This is a genomic window from Amycolatopsis thailandensis (genome assembly GCF_002234405.1).
Taxonomy (GTDB): domain Bacteria; phylum Actinomycetota; class Actinomycetes; order Mycobacteriales; family Pseudonocardiaceae; genus Amycolatopsis; species Amycolatopsis thailandensis.
This window is the reverse complement of record NZ_NMQT01000086.1, coordinates 1-21,046: the sequence shown is the minus strand read 5'-3', so window position 1 is coordinate 21,046 and position 21,046 is coordinate 1. Positions and strand designations below refer to the sequence as shown.

General features: G+C 68.2%; 20 protein-coding genes. 11 read left to right on the top strand and 9 right to left on the bottom strand.

Translation table 11 applies throughout. The features are described 5' to 3' along the window. Window positions 1–146: 146 nt before the first annotated feature. The 5 genes from CFP71_RS23530 to CFP71_RS23510 all read right to left on the bottom strand — a co-directional run bounded on the left by CFP71_RS23530 (window position 147) and on the right by CFP71_RS23510 (window position 6,937). A complete protein-coding gene (locus CFP71_RS23530) occupies window positions 147–1,400 on the bottom strand; it encodes an ATP-grasp domain-containing protein (RefSeq protein ID WP_093936113.1) in 1,254 nt (417 codons plus the stop codon). Then, window positions 1,393–2,652 carry an acyl-CoA dehydrogenase family protein gene (locus tag CFP71_RS23525; RefSeq protein ID WP_093936112.1) on the bottom strand — a complete coding sequence of 420 codons (1,260 nt, stop codon included), beginning with the start codon at window positions 2,650–2,652 and terminating at the stop codon, window positions 1,393–1,395. Before CFP71_RS23525 ends, CFP71_RS23530 begins: the two co-directional genes overlap by 8 nt. Then, a complete protein-coding gene (locus tag CFP71_RS23520; protein ID WP_093936111.1) occupies window positions 2,649–3,965 on the bottom strand; it encodes an ATP-grasp domain-containing protein in 1,317 nt (438 codons plus the stop codon). Before CFP71_RS23520 ends, CFP71_RS23525 begins: the two co-directional genes overlap by 4 nt. After that, window positions 3,962–5,212, bottom strand: coding sequence for an MFS transporter (locus tag CFP71_RS23515; protein ID WP_093936110.1), 1,251 nt, complete (start codon window positions 5,210–5,212; stop codon window positions 3,962–3,964). The genes CFP71_RS23520 and CFP71_RS23515 overlap by 4 nt, the downstream gene beginning before the upstream one ends. Window positions 5,213–5,884: 672 nt before the next feature. Further along, window positions 5,885–6,937, bottom strand: coding sequence for an aldo/keto reductase (locus CFP71_RS23510; protein WP_093936109.1), 1,053 nt, complete (start codon window positions 6,935–6,937; stop codon window positions 5,885–5,887). A 117-nt stretch (window positions 6,938–7,054) separates the two neighbouring features. Here CFP71_RS23510 and CFP71_RS23505 point away from each other — a divergent pair, with 117 nt between their 5' ends. Then, complete coding sequence (locus CFP71_RS23505; RefSeq protein ID WP_093936108.1) at window positions 7,055–7,885, top strand: helix-turn-helix transcriptional regulator; 831 nt, start codon at window positions 7,055–7,057, stop codon at window positions 7,883–7,885. Between the two features lie 168 nt (window positions 7,886–8,053). Here the strand turns inward: CFP71_RS23505 and CFP71_RS23500 are convergent, their stop codons facing one another. After that, window positions 8,054–8,680, bottom strand: coding sequence for a MarR family transcriptional regulator (locus CFP71_RS23500; RefSeq protein WP_093936107.1), 627 nt, complete (start codon window positions 8,678–8,680; stop codon window positions 8,054–8,056). 36 nt (window positions 8,681–8,716) lie between these two features. Between CFP71_RS23500 and CFP71_RS23495 the strand changes: the two genes are divergently transcribed. The 4 genes from CFP71_RS23495 to CFP71_RS23480 all read left to right on the top strand — a co-directional run bounded on the left by CFP71_RS23495 (window position 8,717) and on the right by CFP71_RS23480 (window position 11,921). Next, window positions 8,717–10,102 (top strand): carbon-nitrogen hydrolase family protein, encoded by a 1,386-nt coding sequence (locus tag CFP71_RS23495; RefSeq protein ID WP_093936106.1) that lies wholly within the window; start codon window positions 8,717–8,719, stop codon window positions 10,100–10,102. Between the two features lie 242 nt (window positions 10,103–10,344). After that, window positions 10,345–10,713 (top strand): roadblock/LC7 domain-containing protein, encoded by a 369-nt coding sequence (locus tag CFP71_RS23490; protein WP_093936105.1) that lies wholly within the window; start codon window positions 10,345–10,347, stop codon window positions 10,711–10,713. 31 nt (window positions 10,714–10,744) lie between these two features. Further along, window positions 10,745–11,116 (top strand): hypothetical protein, encoded by a 372-nt coding sequence (locus tag CFP71_RS23485; RefSeq protein ID WP_093936104.1) that lies wholly within the window; start codon window positions 10,745–10,747, stop codon window positions 11,114–11,116. A 49-nt stretch (window positions 11,117–11,165) separates the two neighbouring features. Then, window positions 11,166–11,921 carry a hypothetical protein gene (locus CFP71_RS23480; RefSeq protein WP_093936103.1) on the top strand — a complete coding sequence of 252 codons (756 nt, stop codon included), beginning with the start codon at window positions 11,166–11,168 and terminating at the stop codon, window positions 11,919–11,921. A gap of 6 nt (window positions 11,922–11,927) precedes the next feature. Here CFP71_RS23480 and CFP71_RS23475 read toward each other — a convergent pair whose 3' ends face one another. Together CFP71_RS23475 and CFP71_RS23470 are read right to left on the bottom strand one after the other, a co-directional pair. Further along, window positions 11,928–13,097, bottom strand: a complete 1,170-nt coding sequence (locus CFP71_RS23475) for a site-2 protease family protein (protein ID WP_093936102.1) — start codon at window positions 13,095–13,097, stop codon at window positions 11,928–11,930. A gap of 122 nt (window positions 13,098–13,219) precedes the next feature. After that, entirely contained in the window at window positions 13,220–13,933 is a 714-nt protein-coding gene (locus CFP71_RS23470) for a TetR/AcrR family transcriptional regulator (protein WP_093936101.1), read from the bottom strand. Between the two features lie 95 nt (window positions 13,934–14,028). On the opposite strand from CFP71_RS23470, the gene CFP71_RS23465 reads away from it, so the two are divergent. Then, complete coding sequence (locus tag CFP71_RS23465) at window positions 14,029–15,147, top strand: FAD-dependent oxidoreductase (RefSeq protein WP_093936100.1); 1,119 nt, start codon at window positions 14,029–14,031, stop codon at window positions 15,145–15,147. Between the two features lie 410 nt (window positions 15,148–15,557). Here CFP71_RS23465 and CFP71_RS23460 read toward each other — a convergent pair whose 3' ends face one another. After that, window positions 15,558–16,682, bottom strand: a complete 1,125-nt coding sequence (locus CFP71_RS23460; RefSeq protein WP_093936099.1) for a S1 family peptidase — start codon at window positions 16,680–16,682, stop codon at window positions 15,558–15,560. 466 nt (window positions 16,683–17,148) lie between these two features. On the opposite strand from CFP71_RS23460, the gene CFP71_RS23455 reads away from it, so the two are divergent. The 5 genes from CFP71_RS23455 to CFP71_RS23435 form a co-directional block, all read left to right on the top strand. Continuing rightward, window positions 17,149–17,769: a DUF6801 domain-containing protein gene (locus CFP71_RS23455; protein WP_093936098.1), complete on the top strand. Its 621-nt coding sequence runs from the start codon at window positions 17,149–17,151 to the stop codon at window positions 17,767–17,769. A gap of 256 nt (window positions 17,770–18,025) precedes the next feature. After that, the gene (locus CFP71_RS23450) at window positions 18,026–19,675 is read left to right on the top strand and encodes a fatty acyl-AMP ligase (RefSeq protein ID WP_093936097.1); all 1,650 of its coding nucleotides are present in this window, start codon (window positions 18,026–18,028) and stop codon (window positions 19,673–19,675) included. Beyond that, the gene (locus CFP71_RS23445) at window positions 19,668–19,931 is read left to right on the top strand and encodes an acyl carrier protein (protein ID WP_167406246.1); all 264 of its coding nucleotides are present in this window, start codon (window positions 19,668–19,670) and stop codon (window positions 19,929–19,931) included. Before CFP71_RS23450 ends, CFP71_RS23445 begins: the two co-directional genes overlap by 8 nt. 5 nt (window positions 19,932–19,936) lie before the next feature. Continuing rightward, window positions 19,937–20,248 (top strand): hypothetical protein, encoded by a 312-nt coding sequence (locus CFP71_RS23440; RefSeq protein ID WP_093936096.1) that lies wholly within the window; start codon window positions 19,937–19,939, stop codon window positions 20,246–20,248. Then, a partial coding sequence (locus CFP71_RS23435; RefSeq protein WP_143267157.1) for a WXG100 family type VII secretion target occupies window positions 20,248–21,046 on the top strand: 799 nt, incomplete at its 3' end. The genes CFP71_RS23440 and CFP71_RS23435, both read left to right, overlap by 1 nt.

The following is a 21,046-nucleotide window of genomic DNA, read 5'->3' as shown; positions in this document are numbered from 1 at the left end:
TCACTGCGTCTAGCGCAAGGAAGGGGGCCTTCACACGCGGCCGCTGTGACTGGTGGTGCACCTGGCGATCGCCGAGTCCGTGAAGGCCTCCTTCACTACCTTCAGGGTAGGCAAGGAGGCCTTCACAGACTCGGCAAAGCGCGTCCTCAGGGCGCCGGGGTGACCTCGATACGGATCAGGCCCGCGGCCTTTTCGGCGCGCCGCAAGGCTTCCGCCGGGCTGTCTGCGACCGCCATCACCAGGCCGGTCCGGTCCCACGAGCTGCGCAGCCCGGTGAACCGGTGGCCGGGCTCGACCTGGATGTCCACCAGGCACACGCCTTCCACCTGCCGGGCCTGGTCGAGCCCCAGGACGGCGTCGATCACGCCGGGCTCCATCGGGACGAACCGGACGGCGGCGCCGCCCGTGGCACGGCGAGGCAGCTCGGCGGGCGGCTCGCCGCGCATCATCGCGACGTAGGCGTGCAGCAATTTCATCGAGTAGGCGCGGTCGATGATCTCCATGATCCCGTCGCCCGCGATCCGGCCGGCGCATTCGACCAGGTACGGCACGCCGTCGGAGACGATCCACTCGCAATGCAGGATCCCGTCGCCGAATCCGACGGCCGCGACGACCTGACGGGTCTGGTCGGCCAGTTTCCCGCTGAGGTCGCCGGGAATGTCGGCGGGCACGATATGCGCGAGCTCCACCGGTCGCGGGCCGGGGTAGAGCTGTTTGGCGGTGACGTTGGCGAACAGCTGCCGCCCACCGCGGACGAGCATCTCGACGCTGTACTCGGGGCCGGGCACGTATCGCTCGGCCAGCATCGACAGCTCCATCGGCCGGTCGGGGACGAAGACGCCCTCGTCCTGCTCGACGCAGCTCGCCCAGGCCTGGCCGACTTCGGCCGCCGACCGGATGATCTGCGTGCCGACGGCGGCCTGCCGGTTGGCCGGTTTGAGCACCACCGGGCCGGGATGGGCCCGCATGAACGCCAGCACGTCCGCCGGACAGGTCACCGTGGCGCTCGGCGGGTTCGCCAGTCCGGCGGCCGCGCTGACCTTCCGCAGCAGCGCCTTGTCCCGCAGGATCTGCGCGGCGCCCAGGCTCGCGCCCGGCAGGCCGTAGCGTTCGGCGAGCCGGGCGGCGAACGGGGTGGCGTACTCGGTCAGCGGGAGCACCGCGGCCGGGTCGAGGTCGGGGTGGGTGGCATGGAACTCGTCGGCGGAGCCCGGCCGGGCGTGCTCCCAGCCGATCATCTCGCGGACCAGGGAAGACCCGGCCAGTTTCGCGAGCAGATCCCGTTTGCGGATCACGTCCGGCTCTTCGACGAGGACGACCGAACCGTCGGGTTCGACGCCGGTGAGTGCCCTCAGCACCGGCGTCACGAACCCGACGATCAGGACGGGTCGCTCACTCATCGGACTCGGTCTTGGGCTTGTCCACGATGCCGAGCATGAACCGCATGGAAGGCTTGGCACCGACCAGATGCGCGCCGACCGTCTGGGTGACACGATCCCGCGCGGTCGGGTGCATCGCCATGGTCATCGAGTCCCGGAGCCACCGGTTCATCGGGTCGCCCGACCTGATGGCCGCGGTGCCGAGGATGTCGCAGAGCCGCTGCACGACCCGCTTGGACATCTGGAACGCCTGCCAGCCGGTCAGCGCCGGGGCCACCCGCTCGTCGGGCGTGAGGTCGTCGAGCGTGCCGGTGCCGTCGGCGGTGACCTCCCACTGCCGCTCGAGTGCCCGGTACACACCGGCGCGGGTGGTGCTGTAGTCGGCCTCGCATTCGGCCAGGGTGATCTGGATGTGTTCGTTGTCCTTCCAGGCGACGCCGCTCATCCGCCACGGCGAGCCCTTCAGCATGTCGACCCGTTCCATGGTGAGGCCGCGGACGTAGTCCAGCGCCGCCCTCGCCACGCCGAGCGGGACGCCGCACATGCTGCGCTGGATCACGTCCGGCTGCACCAGCGGTCCATTGGGGACCTTCGGATTATCGAACGTCAGCGAGTGGTTCTCCGGGACGAACACGTCCGTGAGCGTGTAGTCGCTGCTGCCGGAACCGCACAGGCCGAGGGTGTGCCAGTTGTCGAGGGACTCGATCTGGTCGCCGGGCACCATGAACAGGCGCGACTCGTGCGGGTTGCTGCCGTCCGGGCTGGCGTAGGGCTCGCCGTTCTCGAACACCATGGCGCCGGAGGCCACCCAGTCGGCGTGGGTCGAGCCGCTACCGAAGCTCCACCGGCCGTTGAGCCGGTAACCGCCGGGGACCCGGTCCGCGTGTCCCGTCACCGGGAGCACCCCCGCGGAGTGCATGTCGATGCTGGTGAACATCCGGCGGGCCTCGTCCTGGTCGAGGAAGTTGGCGTGCAGCCCGATGTCCGAGCCGAGTTTGGCGCACCAGCCGGTGGACGCGTCGCCGTAGGAAAGCGCTTCGATCACCTCGGTCTGCTCCATCGAGGTCATCTCGGGGCCGCCCCAGTCCCGGCTGAACCCGATCCGGAAGACGCCGGAGTCGCGCAGCAACTGGACGACGTCGTCGGGCAGGCTCCGGTTCTGCTCGATCTCTGCCGCCCGCTCCCGCAGGATCGGCGCGAGCGCCTTCGCGTTCGCGAGGATCTGCGCGCCGGTCAGCGGCGCTTCGGTGCGGACGGGTTCGGTCATGGTCATGCGGAAACTCCCTCTTGTTCGTCGACGTCGAGCAGCCCGGCAGGCATCTCGAACGCGGTACCGGGTTCGGGTGGGTCCACCGGATCGGCGTCGATCCGCACCAGGGCGGCGGCCGCGTCCAGCCGCCTGCCACAGGTCTCACGGTCGGCGGCTTCGCACACCACGAACGAATGGCGGGCGATGTAGCCGCCGGGCGGCAGCCGCAGGGTGGTGCCCGGGCCGACCATCGGTGACGCGACGACCAGGCCCGGTGCTTCGGCGGGGACGGTGACCTCGTGGACAAGGCAGTCGTGGTCCGGGTAGCCGAACCGGATCCCGGCGACGGCGTGCCGGGACGGGGCGATGACCGGCCGCCGCCCGGTCGCGACGGAGAACAGGATCTCGCCTGGGTCGAGGCCGGTGGCCGTCCTGCCGAGGAACGGGATCAGGTCGCCGCCGAGGCGGCCGTTGATCTCGATGATCAGCGGACCGCGATCGGTCAGCCGGACCTCGGAATGGGTGATGCCGTCCTCGACGCCGAGCGCGCGGTGCGCCCGCGCCAGGACGTCCATCAGCCCGGCGTCGCGCAGCAACGGGTCGCCGGCGTCGACGACGTGCCCGACCTCCTCGAAGTACGGCTGATCGCCGGTTTCCTTGCGGGCCACGAACATCGGCAGGTACTCGCCCTTGTACAGGGCCGCGTCGACGCTGATCTCGGGCCCGGAGACGTAGCCCTCCACGATCGCGCCGCCGCCGTAACGGCTCTGGTCGACCGTGGCCGCGCCCATGGCGACACCGAACGCCGCGTCCACTTCGGACTCGTCGGCGGCGAACACCACGCCGATGCTCGCGCCCATCGCCCTCGGCTTGAGCACCACCGGGTAGCCGATCCGGGCGGCCGCGGCACGCGCCTCGTCGAGACCGGTGGTCAAGGCGTAGCCCGGTTGCGGCAGCCCTTCGGCGGTCAGCACGGTGCGGGTGCGGTTCTTGTCGCGGCAACCGCGGACACCGTCCACACCGAGGCCGGGGACCCCGAGTTCGGCGGCGAGCTCACCCGCGGCCAGTACGACCGGTTCGTCCCAGCACATCAGGCCGACGATCCGGTGCCGCGCGGCGACGTCCCTGGCGGAGGCGAGCATTTCGTCCGCGTCGAACACGTCGGTGTGGACGATCTCGTCGAAGTAGGCGTGCTGCCAGGTGGGTTTGAGATTGTTCAGCAGCACCAGCCCGATCCCGGCCGCGCGGGCGCAGCGGTGGATCGACGAGACCAGGTATTCGCGATACAGCTTCAGTCCGCTTCCGATGACCAACAGGACACCGTTGGATTCGTTCATGGTCGCTCTCCCACGACTTCGGGCTGTTTCACCACGGGGGGCTGTTTGAGGCCGTAGATGTGCATCGATCCGGCGATGACGGACAACACCGCGCAGAATCCCCAGAACCCCGGGCCGCCGAACGTGGTCCAGAGGTAGAGCCCCAGCATCGGGCCGATCGTCGCGGCCACGCCCGCCAGCGTTTCCTTCGTCGCGATGTAGCGGCTTCGCAGCTCCACCGGGAAAGTGGCCGGATGGGAGGCCGTGCTCGGTCCGTGGATCATCATCCCGGAGACCGCCATCAAGGCACCGGCGATCACGAAGAACGGCTGTTCCGCCATCAGCCCGTAGAGGGTGAATCCCAGCGCGCTGACCAGATTGCCGAACAACCCGGCGAGATACTTCGGGATCCGGACGATGTACGTGGTGATCTTCAGCTCGCAGGTGATCAGCACGACCGAGGAGATCACCAGCACCGTGCTGTACAGCCCCACCGGATAACCGGCGTCGACGATGTTCAACGGCAGCACCGCGAACGATCCGGCGTAGATCATCATGCCGAACATGCCCGCCACCAGGTAACACAGGAAACGGGTGTCCCGGATCAGCGTCCCGTAGACCTCGCGGGCGCTCAGTGCGGGCACGGACTCTCCGTCGGACTCGGTCCCGTGTGTGGACGCGCTTCGCTTGGGCAGCAACACGAACGCCAGCAGTGCCCACAGCGCCGCTGTCGCCCCGTCCAGCCAGAAGAGCAGGTCCCAGTTCACCTGGATGACCACGGCGGCGATCAGCGGCGCCACGGCGGCCCCGATGTTGAGCGCGATGCGCATCATCGAGAAAGCCATGACACGGTGCTCTTCCGGCATGTACTCGGCCAGCAGCACCGCCGCCGCCGGCCGGTACGCCTGGATCGACAGCCCGGACAGCGCGACCGCCGCGAGCAGTGCCGCGGGTGTTCCCCGGACCAGCGGGATCGACGCGACGAGCGGCGCCGCGCACGTCATCACCGTGACGATCGTCGCCCGGCCACCGAATCGGTGGGTCAGCTCGCCGCCGAGCATGCCGCCGAAGATCGCGCCCACGCTGTACGCGGCGAGGCAGACCCCGGCGAAACCGATCGAGGTGCCCCGAAACGTCAGGTAAAGGATCAGGAAGGTCTGGACGAAGGCGCCCAGCTGGTTGATCAGGACGCCGCCGAGCAGGTACCTGACCGGGGCGGGGGTCGCCCGCAACACCGCGAAGACCCCGGCTCTCGTGGCCTCGGTCATGCCGTCACGTCCGTCGTCGCCCGGTTCGGCTGTCCGGCGCTGTCGTTTGCTCGCTCGGTCACACATCCTCCATGGTCGGATCCCCGCGATGGTTCGACGAGACACACCGGCGCGGGTCCAGTCCCTTGGGAGGCAAGGAATGTTGCCGACATGGCCGACCGGTGGCCCCACGCTAGATCCGGACCTTTCCCGGGAGGTAGGGGAAGTGTTCCCGACGGCTGGGGAATCTGGCTCCGGTCCACGCTCGACCGCCACCTACGCGACTTTCACGGACAAGCCGCCTGGCTTGTCCACAAGGGACATTGGTTTCGGCTGGAGTACCCGTTTTGGGCACTTTTCGCGGCTTTACGGAGGGCGTGTGAGTGATGAAGGGGTAAGGCGAAGGTGACGAGTACGTGGTCTCGGCGGAGATGTTCCCAATGTCGCATTCGTGTCGCTGAGCGTCTCGAATGCGACATTGGGAACAAGGGGCGGGGTTGCGAAAGCCACTTTCGCAACGTTGAAGGTTGTGAAAGTGGCTTTCGCAACACCCCAAGCACGTCGCGAAAGCCACTTTCAGGACATCAGACGTCCCGAAAGTGGCTTTCGCGACACTCGAAGCCGGCAGGCGCGCGAGCGGTCGAGCACGACACCATCGCCGCGAGCCCCGATGACCGGTCCCCGGCCGGAAGCTCAGCGGCGCGCTTCGATCCGCATGTCGCCCCGCGTCATCGCGAGAGTCGAGTCGCGGGCGAGCGTCTCGTGCGGGAAGCCGAGGTCGATCGCGCTCACCTCGTCGAGGCGGGCCAGTTGCGACGGGGTGAAGTCGACCTCCAGCGCGCCCAGGTTGTCCTCCAGTTGAGCGGGCGTACGGGCGCCGATGATCGGCGCCGTCACGTCGGGGTTCCGCAGCGTCCACGCCAGCCCGACCTGAGCGGGGGTGCGACCGAGTTCCGTGGCGACCTCCTTCACGACGTCCACGATGGCGAAGTTCCGTTCGGTGAGCGTGCCCAAGGCGAGGTTGAAGTTCTTGCGGGTACCGTCCTCGGCCGGGGCCAGGTCGTCGCGGCTGTACTTCCCGGTGAGCACGCCGCCCGCCAGCGGTGACCACGGGACGACGCCCAAACCCAGCTCGCGGGCCATGGGGATCAGGTCGCGTTCGCCCGTGCGCTCGATCAGGTTGTACTCGATCTGCAACGCGATCAGCGGCGACCAGCCGCGCAGATCGGCGATCGTCTGCATCCGCGACACCTCCCAGGCCGGGGTGTTGGAGATCGCCACGTACAGGACCTTGCCGCGGCGGACCAGATCGTCCATCCCGCGCAGGATCTCTTCGACGGGTGTCGTGAAATCCCACAGGTGCAGGTAGAGCAGGTCGATGTAGTCAGTGTTCAGCTTCCGCAGGCTGTCCTCCACCGACGCGAACAGGTTTTTGCGCTGGCCGCCGCCGGAATTCGGGTCACCGGGCCGGCGCAGTGTCGTGTACTTCGTGGCCAGCACGAGGCTTTCGCGGTTGTCGCGGGTGAATTCGCCCAGCAGCCGTTCGGAGGTGCCGTTCGAATAGGTGCTGGCGGTGTCGATGAAGTTGCCGCCGCGTTCGACGTAGCGGTCGAACAGCTTGCGGGCCTCGTCCCGCTCGGCGCCCCAGCCCGATTCGGTGCCGAAGGTCGCGGCGCCCAGCGCCAGCGGGGACACCCGCAGTCCGGACCGGCCCAGCAGCCGATAGGTGTCGAGGGTGAGCGGCATCGTGTTCTCCCGTGCTCGTGATCCGTTGTCGGAGACGAGTCTGCGACCGCCGTGAGCAGGGGATAAGGGAGAGAAGATCCTGGGAACACCGGTCCTACCCAGGCTGTTGGACCGATCATGACGACCCGCACCGTGGATACGACCCAGGAGCTGGCCGCGTTCCTGCGGACCCGGCGTGAACGCCTGGACCCGGACGTTTTCGGCCTGCCGTCGCGCCGCCGGTCCCGGCGGACGCCCGGGCTGCGCCGGGAGGAGGTCGCCGAACTCGCCGGGGTCAGCGTCGACTACATCGTGCGGCTGGAGCAGGCTCGCGGGCTGCGGCCCTCGGCGGAGGTGGTGGAGGCGCTCGCGCGGGCGCTGCGCCTGGCCCCCGACGAGCGCGCTTACCTCTTCGATCTCGCGAGGCAGCGTCCTCGCGACGCCGACAAGCTCGCGACCGTCGCGGCGCCGCCCTTGGCCCGGCTGGTCGCCGATCTCTCGCCCTTGCCGGTCATGCTGATGAACCACCGCTACGACATCCTGGCCTGGAACGACGAAATGGCGAGGCTGCTGGTGGATTTCGACACCTTGCCGCCGCCTCGCCGCAATTCGATGTGGTTATGCTTCAAACATCCGGAGATTCGCGATTTCTCTGTGGACCGTGAACGTGTCATGCGGGAAGGGATCGCTCATCTGCGCGCCGCGTGGGCCGCGCATCCGGACGATCAGGCGCTGATCGATCTCATCGCCGATTTCACCGCGGACGACGAATTCGCGCGCCTGTGGGCCGAACGGGACGTCAAGGTCAAGGGCCGGGGGAGCAAGGTGATCAGGCATCCCGAGGCCGGCGTGCTCGAACTGCATTTCGAAGTGCTCACCCCGCTTCAGGATCAGGATCAGCGCTTGGTGATCTACCGTGCCATGGACGAGGAAAGCCAGTCTTCGCTGGACAGCCTTTTCGCGCGGTGAATGTCATAAAGCGGTCACGACCCGAAGCGAAACGGGTCTCGTAGACGTCGCTGCGCGTAACCATCCTCCGGGTGCCGACGACTAATGCGGAAACGGCGCTCCGGAGGGTGGTGAAAGCGCGATTCTCGACATCGGTCTGGAACGGCCGCCACGATTCTCGAATCGTGGCTATTCGTTCTCACGTTCTGCGAGCTGCGTGGCGACGGCCTCGCCCCGGGGAGTGGCGTACCAGCCCTTCGACCGGCCGAGCCGGGTCTTGACGACCAGGCCGCGCTCCATCAGCGTCTTCCCGCTGCGGCTGATCTGCGCTTCGTGCGCGCCGAGCCGGGAGCCGACGTCGGAGCTGGTGATGTGCGGTTCGCGGTGCACCAGCACGAGCATCCTGGCCGCCCATGACTTCGGGTCCAGGTCATCGGCGAGTGCCGCCTGCTCCGCCCTGTCGAGCGCGGACTGCGCCACCTCGGCCAACGCCATCACGACCGCTTCGAGGCGCATCGTGTGGCCGCCCGGTTGCAGCCGCATCCCCGCGGACTGGAAGGCCTCCAGTGCGCAACGCAGCGACGGGATGTCCGCGAGCCGGATGGCGTCCACCAGCCATCTTCCGACCGCGGCCGCCCAGCGGTCCACCGCCGCGTGGTCGCCGAGCACCTTCCCCTCGCCGGTCTCTTCCTTCAGCTTCGCGGCCCAAGTCCCGAATCCCCGGGAAAGCCCGTCCGCGTCCTCGGCCGTGGTGCCGGATGCGGGCGCCGCGCCCGCCGACGTCCTGTCCAGTGCGGCTGTCGCGTTCGAGGGCATGGGCTCCCCACCTCCAGAATCAAGGAAGTGTTAAGTATGGATCCTGCCGACGCGTTCGTCAACCTGTACGACGGTCTCAGGGGTGTTTCCGGGGACACGCTCAGCGACTGGTCCGCGGACGGGAGAGTGCGCGACGTCGAGGCCATGGTCCGGGTCGAGGTGCGAACGACCGGGCTCCTGTCCGAGGCGTGGCTGGCCGGTCGCCCGGACGAACGGAAGCGCTTCGGTGTCCTGCTCGGTTTGGACCTCGCGCTCCTCGGCGCCAACGCCGACACCTGCCACCCGGGCGACAGGGCACTCGACTACCTCCAGGTCCGGCTGGAGATGAACGGCAGGCTCAACGACGAGACCGGGGGCATCCTCGTGCCCCGCCGGACGTTCCCGCTCCGGCCGAACGCGGACCCGGAAAGTCTCGACGACTTCGTGCACCTGTTGCGCATCCCGCCGTATGTCAGCGTCAACCTCCAGCTTTCCCGGGTCGCCGCCGTCCGTGACCTGCCCCGCTCGCCGCTGAAGATCGCGCAGTTGCCGTTCCTGGCCGAGTCCGCCGACCTCCGCTGGGAACCGGATCGTCCCGACGGCGGGTTCTACACCGTCGCGCCCGAAAGCGCGCGGCTCGGCGACCGCGTCGCGAGGGCGCTGGACGTTCTCGACGAAAGCGGGGCCGTTCTTGCCATCCTTCCCGAAGGCTGCCTGGACGACAGTGTTCTCGAGCGATGGCGCGAGCAGCTCAGGGCGACCCCCCGGCCTGAGGGGAGCTCGCTCACCTGGCTTCTTCTGGGAACCGGTCCGGTGACGAGTGTGGGGCCGCCTCCGGCCAGCAACCGGCCGCCGAACCGGGCCGTCCTCGTCCATCGCAACGGCTGGGTCGAACCGATGCTCACCCAGGACAAGATGTCGGGGTTCTGTTTCACGGTGGACAAACAGGAGGAGTACGAGATCGAACTCGGCGGGGTCAAACGCGACGAACGCATCTCCCACGATTCGCTGATAACCGTGCTCGAGTCCCGTTCGGGACGATTCGCCGTCCAGGTGTGCGAGGACTTCACCCGCCCGGAGCGTCATCAGCACGTCATCGCGGTGGGTGCCACGCACCTTCTCGTCCCGGTCCTCGCCGCTCCCATGTGGAAGAAGGGATGGCAGGCTGCGGCGGGACAGACCTTGACCGTGCACCTCGGCGCGAAAGCGGCGGTGAGCAACGGATTGGCGATCACGCGCTTTTACCGGGAGAAGCAGGACGGCGAGAACGGTCCTTACGAGATCGACAACCCGGCGACCACTTTGCTGACCGTCGCCGGCCCGTCGGACCGGCCCGCCGAATACCTGACGACCGATGACGTGGTCAAGGAGTATCAGAACCCGGATGCCAACTGGCAGAAGGCGCTCGACGACGCCTTGACGCCGAGAGTGGCCGATTGGTAAGGCATTTTCGCTGTCTTTCCCGGATCGTCGGGAATTCGCGTACCGGCCCGGCTTCGGGTGGCGTCGCGACGGATGACGGCGGTCGATTCGACGACCTGGTGCGTACACGGAAAGTGTTTGGGCCGATCGCGTGATAGCGCCGTCCGGTCCCGGATACGCATAGGTGATGACTAACGTCGGTGGTACGTTCCATCGCGTTCGGAATCTCCTGATGGGCCCTCTGAAACAGGAAGTATTGAGTAGTGGATTTCGATGCACTGATCGCCGAACTGCGGACCCTGCGGGACAATGTCGCCGGAGTGACCGACACGGTGATAGCCGCGGTCGACGGAATACCGATCGTCGCCGACGCGGCGAAGAGTATCGATCCCGCGGAAGTCTCCGCGCTCGCCGCCGCGAATCTCGGGATCGCGCGTCAGGCCGCCGAAGTGACCGGAAAGGGCACCCTCAGGCAGACCGTGGTGTTCAGCAGTGACGGTTACATGGCCGTGTACGCGATCGACCGGATGGCACTCATGGTCATCATGGGCGACCGGCGGCTGAATGTCGGCCGCCTTCTTTTCGAATGCCGCCCGGTGATCGACCGGATCAGTTCGATTCTGGCCGCTTGACCTTTGATCGAAACGAAGAAAGTGGAGTTCGATGAACATCGAAAACGCCCTGAAGGAATCCATGTCGATCGCCGGTGCCGTCGGCGTCGCGCTCGTCGACTACGAGAGCGGGATGTCGCTCGGCACCAGCGGGGGCGGTGACTGGCTCAATCTGGAGGTCGCGGCGGCGGGGAACACCGACGTCGTCAGGTCGAAGCTCCGGGTCATGTCCGCGCTCGCGCTCAACGACAGCATCGAGGACATCCTCATCACGCTGCACCGCCAGTACCACTTGATCCGCCTGCTGGATTCCGTGAGCGCGAGAAGCTCCCTGTTCCTCTATTTGGTGCTGGACCGGGACCAGGCGAATCTCGCGCTGGCCCGGCACTATCTCAAGCGCATCGAGACGGAGTTGCAAGTCTGAAAGCAGGCATGGGTGCGGCGGCGACCACCCGGATCGGAGGAAGCCGGCGATGACCGGAGGAGCGTCCAGTCATAACGCGCTGGTCGTCGGCTCGGCGCTCATGGGCGGTCTCGGTTCGCTGTTCCCGGCCGGATTGAAGCTCACCGGCGATCGCCTCGAATTCGTGTTCGTCCTGCCGGACGGCCGGAACGGCAGGCACGCGACGGAGCCGGAACCGTCGGACCACCCGTTCGTCGCGGTGAAGGAGCGGATCCGGCTCGGCGCCGACACCTCGGTGCCGCTGCCGCGGTTCTTCCTGGACACCGACAGCAGATGGACCCGGCTCCACGTGGAGCTCACCGGTACCGCGGTCCGGGCGGTGATCGTGCTGCCGGACGAACTCACCGCGCAGTCGCTGAACGCTCCGTTCCTCGGCTGGTGGCAGGACCAGGTCCCCGGTGCCGTGCGGCTGGCGGTGGACGAGATCGCCAGGATCCTCGCGAGGTGCCGATACCGCGCCGGGGGGCCGGATCCGCTGATCGACCTGGAGCTGAGCTATGTGCCGGACCGGAACTTCGACGCCGTGTTCGCCCGCGCCCACGAACCGGTCAGGCCGTTCATCGCGCCGGTGCGCCCCGCGTTCAAGATGCGCTGGCACGCGGTGACCCCGGCGCAGCGCAAAGCGTTCACCGACGATCTGATCGACGTCACCACGACGGGGTGGTGGCCCCGCCGCAGACCGACCGCGACGATCATGGGGCTGGAGGTGGAACTGCCGCCCGGGCTCTTGTTGAGGCCTCGTGTGGCCCCCGGCGCGGCGAAATGAGCTGGCTCACCGCGGATCCCCGGGCGAGTGCGGGGCAGCGGCCCGTGGACGGTGGCGCAGCGTGGCGAGCTCGACGGCCCTGGCCAGGTCGCCTGCCCCCACCACCCCGGCGAGCGCGCTGGACTCGGTCACCAGGACGAGGTCGCGGCCGGGCCGCAGGAAGACACGATTCATCAGCTCGGTCACCCGCGCGTCGACACCGACCACGGTGACCGTCTGATCCTTGCGCGCCACGTCCGCGACCCTGGTCGCGCGGCGGGCGTCGGCCGGGACCCGGATCAAATCCCCGAGGCTGACGACGCCGACGGGAACGCCGTCGAACGACAGCACCGGGAACACCCGATCCCGGCCGGCACCCGCCGCGTGGTCGGCGAAGGCGTCCACCGTCCACCAACCGGGCACGACCGTCGGTGAGGGGTTCATGATCTCGCCCACCCGGACCCCGCCGAGCCGTTCGCGCAGCGGGCCCGCGGCGAATTCGGCCTGCGCGGCGAAGATCAGGAACCAGCCGAGCAGGATGAGCCAAAGCCCGCTGAATCGCCCGAACAGAAGCAGTTGTGCGAGCCCCGCGATGCCGAAGGCCGCGCCGAGGGCCTGACCGAATCGTTCGGCGACGGCTCCGGCGCGGGCCCGGTCGCCACGCCGCGACCAGACCGCCGCGCGCAGCATCCTGCCGCCGTCCAACGGCGCGCCGGGCAGCAGATTGAACACCCCCAGCAGGATGTTGCCCGCGCCGAGCCACGCCAGCCCGCTGACCGGCAAGGGATGCGCGACCCCCGCCACGAGGACGGCGGCACCGAGCCCGGCCACGCCGATCAGCACGCTGGCGATCGGGCCCGCCACCGCGATCCGGAAGTCGGCCTTCGGCGTGGAGGGTTCGGCCTTGAGGTCGGCGGCACCGCCGAGCATCCACAGCGTGATCCGCTTGCCCCCGACACCGTGCCGCCGCGCGACGGCGGCATGGGACAACTCGTGAAGCAGCAGCGAGGCGAGGAAGCCCGCGGCGGTGAGCACGCCCGTGACCCAGTACCAGCCGGGGTCCGCGCCGGGCGCGGCCCGGGGAAGGACGGCCGTGGCCAGGAGGTCGGTGATCAGGAAGAGCACGAGGAGGACCGACCAGTGGGCTCTCACGGCGATTCCGGCCCATCGGCCGAGGGGGATGGCGGTGCGGAACATCGGATCCCTTTCCCCGGGCGCCGTTGACCGGTGTTTCGCGGGAATGGACCGGTTCCACGGTTCTCGGGGCGCGGGTGGGCGGCTAGGGCCGAACAGCCTCGATCGGAGGGCCGTTCGGGGGACTAGCCGAGGTTGTCCATGATCAGGCCGAGAGTGAAGTCGAACCGGTCGTGACCGGTGCCCGACGTCAGTTCGGCGGCATGGCGCCGAGTGTGGGGAAACGCGTCGGCGGGCAACGCGGCGAACCGGCGTAGCAGTTCCTCCCGGCTGACGACCCATTCCTGGTCCGGGTCGGTCCGCCGCTGCCGGACCAGCGACTGCTCCAGGGCGTAGGCGCTGACGTAGAGGGACAAGGCGTCGAGCCCCCAGGCCGCTTTCCGCGGTTCGACGCCGCCGGCGAGCAGGATCGCCAGAAGTCCTTCGCGCACCTGCAAGGTGTGGAGATTGGTCGGGACCGTGCCCAGCACGGCGCGGGAGATCCCGGGATAGTTCAGGTACTGGTCCCGGATCTGGGTGTAGACGTCGCGGATCTGCTCCCGCCACCGCGCCGGATCCGGTCCGGGAAGCACGATCCCGGCGTAGAGCCGCCCGACGATCAGGTCGTCGATGTCGTCCTTGTTGACGATGTGCGCGTACAGCGACGACGGCCCCGCGCCCAGCACCGCGGCGACCCGGCGGATGGTCAGGGCGTCGTAGCCCTCGGTGGCGACGACCTGCAAGGCGGCTTCGGTGATGCGGTCGACCGTGATGGGCTTTTTGCGCGGTGGCGAAGCCGCCGGGTCCTCGGCGGGCTGGGCGTGACGGGCTGCTCGGCGTTGCCGGGGATCGGAGGGCATGCGGGCACTCTAGCTTGACACGAACTTAGTTCGCCGAGTAGAACTTAGTTCGTATTTGGCGAACTAAGTTCGTTAACGTTGTTTCGGGAGGTGTGATGCGAGTTTCGGTGGCCGGAGCCGGTCTGGGAGGTCTCGCCTTGGCGCAGGGGCTGCGCGGGGCCGGGATCGAGGTCGGCGTGTACGAGCGGGATCCCGCGATCACCGCCCGCTTCCAGGGATACCGGCTCGTGCTGAACCCGGTGGGGTTCGACGCCGTGCGCGCCTGCCTGCCGTCGCGCTGGCACGCGCTGCTGGACGCCATCGTCGGTGACGCCTATGGCGAGCGCCTGGTCCTGGACCCGCGGCTGAACACGATCGGCGCGCTCGGCCCCGGCAAGACCGGGACCGTGGTCGACCGGCACGTGCTCCGGCATCTGCTGCTGACCGGGCTCACCGTGCGCACCGGGGCCGCGCTGGCCGGGTACGGAGTCCTGGCCGATGGGAAGGTCGAAGCGAGGTTCGCGCACGGTGACCCGGTCGCCTCGGATCTGCTCGTCGGGGCGGACGGGGTCGGTTCCGCCGTACGCGCGGCGCTGTCTCCCCGGACCGTCCCGACCGACACCGGCGTCCGGTTCGTCATCGGCCGCACCGCGCTGACGGAGCGTTTCGCCGGGCTCTCGAAGGCTTTCGGCTCGAAGGTCGCCGGGGACGGAGTGAGCCTGCTGCTCGGGGCGATGCGTTTCCGCACCCCGCCGAAGGAGGCCGCCGAGGAGCTGGCGCCCGACGTGACCCTTCCCGACGTCCGCGATTACGTGCGCTGGGCGATGATCCTCCCGCCGGACGGCTCGCTCGGCGCTTCGACGCCGCAGGAAGCGGCTTTGTCCAGAATGGACGGTTGGCATCCGGAGCTGCGGGAGCTCGTCGAACAGTCCGACCCGGACAACAGCACCCTCCTGTCCATCCGGGTGGTCGAGCCCCGTGAACGGTGGGCGCCCGGTCCGGTCACGTTGCTCGGCGACGCGATCCACGCCACCTCGCCGACCGGCGGCAACGGGGCGAACACCGCCCTGCGTGACGCGGATCTGTTGCGCCGTAACCTGATCGAGGCCGCCGAGGGACGTCGAAGCCTCCTTGACGCCGTCGGTGACTACGAGCGGCAGATGTTCGAGTACGGAGCCGAGGCCGTGCGCCACAGCCTGGAAGCGTTGCCGGCCTATGTGCCGAACCGGTCGTGAGTGGCGATCGACGGTGACGGGCGCGGCGGAGGCTCGGAAGTGTCGCGAAAGCCACTTTCGGGACGTCTGATGTTCCGAAAGAAAGTGGCTTTCGCGACACCCGAGGTCGGCGTGCGGGCGAGCACAGAGCACGCCCTATTACCCTTACCCTTCAAGAGAACACGAATCGCCATTCACGACCACCCCGACCCGACGCGCTCTCGTGGGCGACAGTGTTGTGAAAGCCACTTTCGCAACGGTGAAGGTTGCGAAAGTGGCTTTCACAACATTTGAGGCCTGCGCGCCGATGAGCGATCGTGGCACCTATGCCTTGCCCCACAAGAGGACACTCTTTATCACTCACGGCCGTCCACGCCGGACAGTCATGTCACCAGGTGCCTGAGCGAAGTCGACGGCGAGGGCCTACCGCGTCAAGCTGTGACGAGTGACAGGCCGTAGCGCTGAAGGATCTCGTTCACCGGCTGGAACCAGGTCTCGCCGCCGGAACCGCAGTTCCCCCAGCCGCCGGAGGTGACCCCCTGGGCCTGGTCGCCGGTGATGAAGGAACCGCCGGAGTCGCCGGGCTCCGCGCAGACGTTGGTGCGGGTCATCTGGTGCACCGCGCCCTGTGAGTAGTTGATGGTTTCGTTGTGCCCCAGCACGGTGCCGCAGTGCCAGTGCGTCGTCGAACCCGACCGGCACACCGAGGTGCCGACGGGCGCGACCCACGATCCCCGGACCAGCGCGTCGCTCACCGTTCCCCAGCCGAGGACGACCGGCGCGGTCCACCAGCCGTTGCCGATCCGGATGAACGAGTAGTCGTTGTCGGGGAAGGAAGAACCGGCGAAGGTGCCCATGGCCGAGCCGTCCCAGCCGACGACGGAGCTGCCCGTGCCGCCGCAGTGACCGGCGCTGACGAAGCCGCCCTGGACGGAGAATCCGATCGAGCAGCGGGTGTTCCCGTTGATGTAGTACGGATCGCCGCCGACGGTGCCCGCCGCGAACGGCTGGGCCTTCGGCGCGGTGACCACGGTGACCGGACCGGCCTTGCGGGCCCGTGCGAGGAAGTCGTCGACCTCGGAGCCGTGCGCGCCGGGTCGCAGGGCTACGACGACACTGCCGCTGCGCGAGTCGGCACGCCAGCCGCTGACGGCGGCGGGGGCGGGCCGATTCTCGGCCGACAAGTCGATTTCCGCCTTCGCCGCGTCGAGTTCGGCGGCGCTGATCGTGGCGGTGGTCGGCTCGGCACCGGCCTGCCGGACGGCGGAGGCCGCGGCGGGATCGGTGACCCCTACGACGAGTTTGCCGCGCGCCGGGTCGAACCAGGCGCCGCCGAACGCCGCGCCGGCGGCCTGTCGCGCCGCGGGCAGCACGCGTGAGGCGGTCATTTCCTGGGTGAGCCGGGTCGAGGCCTGTGCGGCGGTGAGCCCCAGGTCCCGCTGCATGGCGGCGAGCAGTCCGGGGGAAGCCTGCGCGATCGGGGCGAGGGCGGCGGAAGCGAGACTCGCGGTCAGGACGGCGGCGCCGCCGAGTGCCAGGGCGATTCTTCGACGCATGGTGACTCCTCCAAGGCCGGGGGAAAGAAACACACTGCCCGCCGAGTGTGCGGCCGGAGGTTCGGGAATGGCGAGAAATGTCCGGTCTTCTGTCCGAAATTAACAAGAGTAAACGACTTCGAACGGTAGAGGGTCGGCCGCGTCTCGTTGGGCCGCTTGGCCTAGGCGGCGGCCGGCCGGGCGACAACCTCGCTCAACTGAGCGGAAGCGGGCTGACGTTCAAGCCGGACGCCCCGGCGTGTGCGCGCCGAGTGGACTGTCCATTGCCACGCTGGTTTCCTGAAGCCGCGATTACCGGCGTGGCAATAATCCGCTCGGGAAATCGTCGCCGAATGACAAGAACAATCGTAACCGGTTCGCCTGAATCGATACGAGCGCGATGGTGTGTTGTTGGCCGGATCCCGGCGTCGTAACGTTTTTTCCGGCATTCACCTTTCCTTTCCGAATTCCCGACCGGAGGATTTCCATGACCCGCTTTTCGTCCCTGAGACCCTTTACCCGGATCGCCGCCGCACTCGTCTTCGCCGGAGCCATGGTCACCTTGCCCACGGGCGCCGCCTCCGCCGCCCCGCTGCCCGGACCGGTGACCAAGAACCTGACCTTCACCTGCGAAATGCCGCTCATCGGAGCGCGTCAGGTCACCGCCGCCGTGACGGCGACCTTCCCCGACGCCGTGGCCGCCGGCTCGCCGATCGACGTCACCGGCTTTTCGGTCGCGGTCTCCCTCGACGGCGACATCGTGTCCGCGCTGAACCTGATCGGCGCGGCGACCATCGACGGAACCGCGTCGGCGAACGTCGGCGTCGACTACAACGGCACCGAACTCGGTGTCACGCTCAACGGCCTGGGTTTCCCGGTCACCGCCGTGCCGCAGGACGGCCCGCTGGGGATCGTCATCACCGGTCCGATCCCCGGGCTCACCGTGAAGAAGCCCGGGTCGATCGCCTTCACCGTGGGCGGCGGCTTCACCGGCAAGGTCACGCCGAAGCGGGCGGACGGGACGCCGACGGATCTCGGCACCTTCGACCTGCCGTGCGGCATGGATCCCGGTCAGGACGCCTCGCTCGCGACCGTCACCGTGAACTGACCCCCCGCCACGCCGGCCCAAGTACATGAAGGGGTCCTTCACGGAACCAGGCGCAAGGAAGGGGGCCTTCATGTACCTCAGCTGAGGCGCACGACCAAACGGCCGACGGCAGCGATGGTCCCTTGCGCTTCTGGATCCCGTTCCGTGAAGGCCTCCTTGCTTACTCTGAAGGTAGGGAAGGAGGCCTTCACGGACCTCGGAACACCACGCGACCCGGCCCCGGCGGACGCCCGCCGGGTCCAGTAGGTTGCGGGACATGACCGCGTCGCCGGTGGAAGTCCCGGACCAGGTGCTGCGCACCTCGATCGTCGAGCGGTTGTTCGCTCGCGAAACCGACCAGCGACCACTGTTCACGCATCAGGACCACAGCGCCGGGGTGGACGACACGGTGACCTGGGCGGAGTTCGTCTCCCGGGTGCGCGTGGTCGCGGGAGCGCTGCGCGAGGTCACACAGCCGGGTGATCGGGTCGCCGTGCTCACCGGCCAGGACCTGAACTACCCCCTGGCGTTCTTCGGCGCCCTCGCCGCCGGGCTGGTGGCCGTCCCGTTGATGGCTCCCGCGAGCCCGTCCCAGCGAGGCAGGCTCACCGGCGTGCTGGCGGATTGCGGCGCGCGGGTCTGGCTGACCTCTTCGGCCGCCGCCGCGAAGGTGCGCGAAGCCGGGACGCCCGACCACCTGATCGCTGTCGACGAACTCTCCGGACCGGGCGTCGATCCGCTTCCGGTCGACCCCGAGAGCCCCGCGTACTTGCAGTACACGTCCGGGTCGACGCGAGAGCCCGCCGGTGCCGTGATCCCGCACCGGGCGGTCGCCGCCGCCTGCTGGCAGGCGAGTCACGCGTACGCCGTCGACGAGGGCACGACCTGCGCCGGCTGGATCCCGTTCTTCCACGACATGGGCTTGATCCAGCTGCTGTGCCTGCCGGTTCACGCGGGCGCCCGGTCGGTGTTCATGTCGCCCGCCGAGTTCGTGCACCGGCCCGTCAGATGGCTGCGTCAGCTCGCCGATCACCCGGCCGTGTTCACCGCCGCGCCGAACTTCGCGTTCGACCTGGCCGTCGAAGCCGCCGAGGAGGCGGGGGACGACCTCGACCTGTCCGACGTGCGAGTCGCGCTCAACGGCGCCGAACCGGTCCAGCCGCGTACGGTCGCGCGTTTCCAGGAGGCCTTCGGCCCGCGTGGCTTCCGGCCCGAAGCCCACCGCCCGTCCTATGGCCTTGCCGAGGCCACCGTGTACGTCGCGAGCGCGGGCGAGGAAGGACCGCGGGGCGCGACGTTCGACAGGGAAGCCCTCGCGCAGGGCCGGGCGATCGAAGTCCCCGGCGGCCAAGGACTCGTCTCGGTCGGCAGGCCACTCGGGCAGCGGGTCCGGATCGTCCGCGACGGGGTGGCGCAGACCGGCGGTCTCGTCGGGGAGATCTGGATCCACGGGCCCAACGTCGCGTCCGGGTACTGGGGCCGAGGCGACGCCGCCGCGTTCGGCGCCGAACTCGAAGGCGACGGCGGCTGGCTGCGTACCGGCGACCTCGGCGTGTTCCACCGTGGCGACCTCTACATCACCGGCAGGCTCAAGGACCTGATCGTCATCGACGGCCGCAACTTCCACCCGCAGGACATCGAGGCGGTGGCGGGGGAAGCGCATCCCGCGATCCGCCGGGATCGCGTCGCCGCTTTCGGGGTGGCGGACGAAATGGGTGAAGGGGCCATGTTGGTAGCCGAATGGGCAAAGAACGCCGAAGCGGATGTCAAAGAAGTCACCCGGATGGTATTGCGCGCGGTGTCACGTGAACATGATCTGACGTTGCGATCGGTACGTATGGTTCCCTCCGGTGACCTTCCGCGCACTTCCAGTGGCAAGGTTGCGCGAGCGGCGGCCAGGGCGCGTTATAGTCGGCCCCGTGGGTGATCACCGCGCGGAGGTCGTGAAGGTCGTCAGCGAGACTTTTCGGCTTGATCCCGCCGAAATCGAGTTCGACGCGACGCTCGAAGAGCTGGGTGTCGACTCCAAAGGACGAATAAAACTCCTGTCGGCGCTGGAGATCTACCACGATGTGAGGATTGATCTGGACCAGCTGGACCGGTTCACCGACATCGGGTCGGTGGCGGAAGTGCTCGCAGAGGCACTCGACGGTAAGGCCGACGGATCCGACGAAAGGCGCTGAGAAGAATGAGCGGGGGCTTCACCGCGGCGACCGATGCGCTTTCATCGGCGTCGAAGGACATCGGAAAGCTGACGGAGCAGTTGCTCGACGACAATCCCGATCTGTCGAGCACGCCCGTGAACGCCGCCGGCTTCGGCCAGGCGCACGGTGACCACTCGAAGAAGTACACCGACGGTGTGGCCGCGCTGTGGGCCTCGGTCCAGGGGTACAGCAAAACGCTCGGCTCGTTCGGCACGAACCTCGGCACCGCGGGCACCACCTACGGCACCAACGAGGACGCGACGAAGAACAAGATCACCGAGACGGGGATGCGCTAGTGGCCGACGAACTCACCTGGACCCAGGTCAAGGCCCTCCTCGACGACCCGAGTGTGCCGCCGGGCAACAAGACCGCGCTCATCGGCTCGTGGATCAAGACGCATCCGGCGCCGCCGCCGTGGACGGCGGATCAGGAGCCGGAAGAGATCAAGCAGAAGCGCAAGGAAGCCGCGAAATACGCGGAGACCTTCAACGCCTTGCCGTTCCTTCCCTACGACGGTGACACCAAAAAGGTCTACGAAGGCGCGAAGAACGCCGGCGATCAGGCCAGCTTCACCCAGCACGAAGAGACGAAGGCCGTCAACGAGGGCGACAAGAAGCTGGACGGCACGAAGGAGCCGACGTCGGAAGGCGGCGGGACCAAGACGTCGGACGAGATCTTCGACGCCGCGGCGCCCGCGCTCAAGGTGTTCCAGACTTTCGGTTCCCTGCTGGCGAAGCTCCCGGAGGACTGCCGGGGGACCAGCCGCGCGCTCGACTTCGAAAAGGACATCAAGAAGCCTTTCGACGAGCAGCGCGGCATCAATTTCAAGAACTTCGTCGACGACGCCGCGCATTTCAAGACCGGTTCGAAGACCGTCGACAAGACCATGGACGACACCGGGTCCAAGCTCAACACCCTTTACGGGACCTGGACCGGGAAGGCCGCGGACGCCTCGTCGGAGAACTACAACGAGAAGATCCTTCCCAAGGCCAAAAAACTCTCCCAGACGCTGAACACCGCGAGCGAAGCGACGTTGCACACCACCACCACGGTGTTCAAGCTCTGCAAGCAGAAGGCCGACGAGGTCGTCAAGG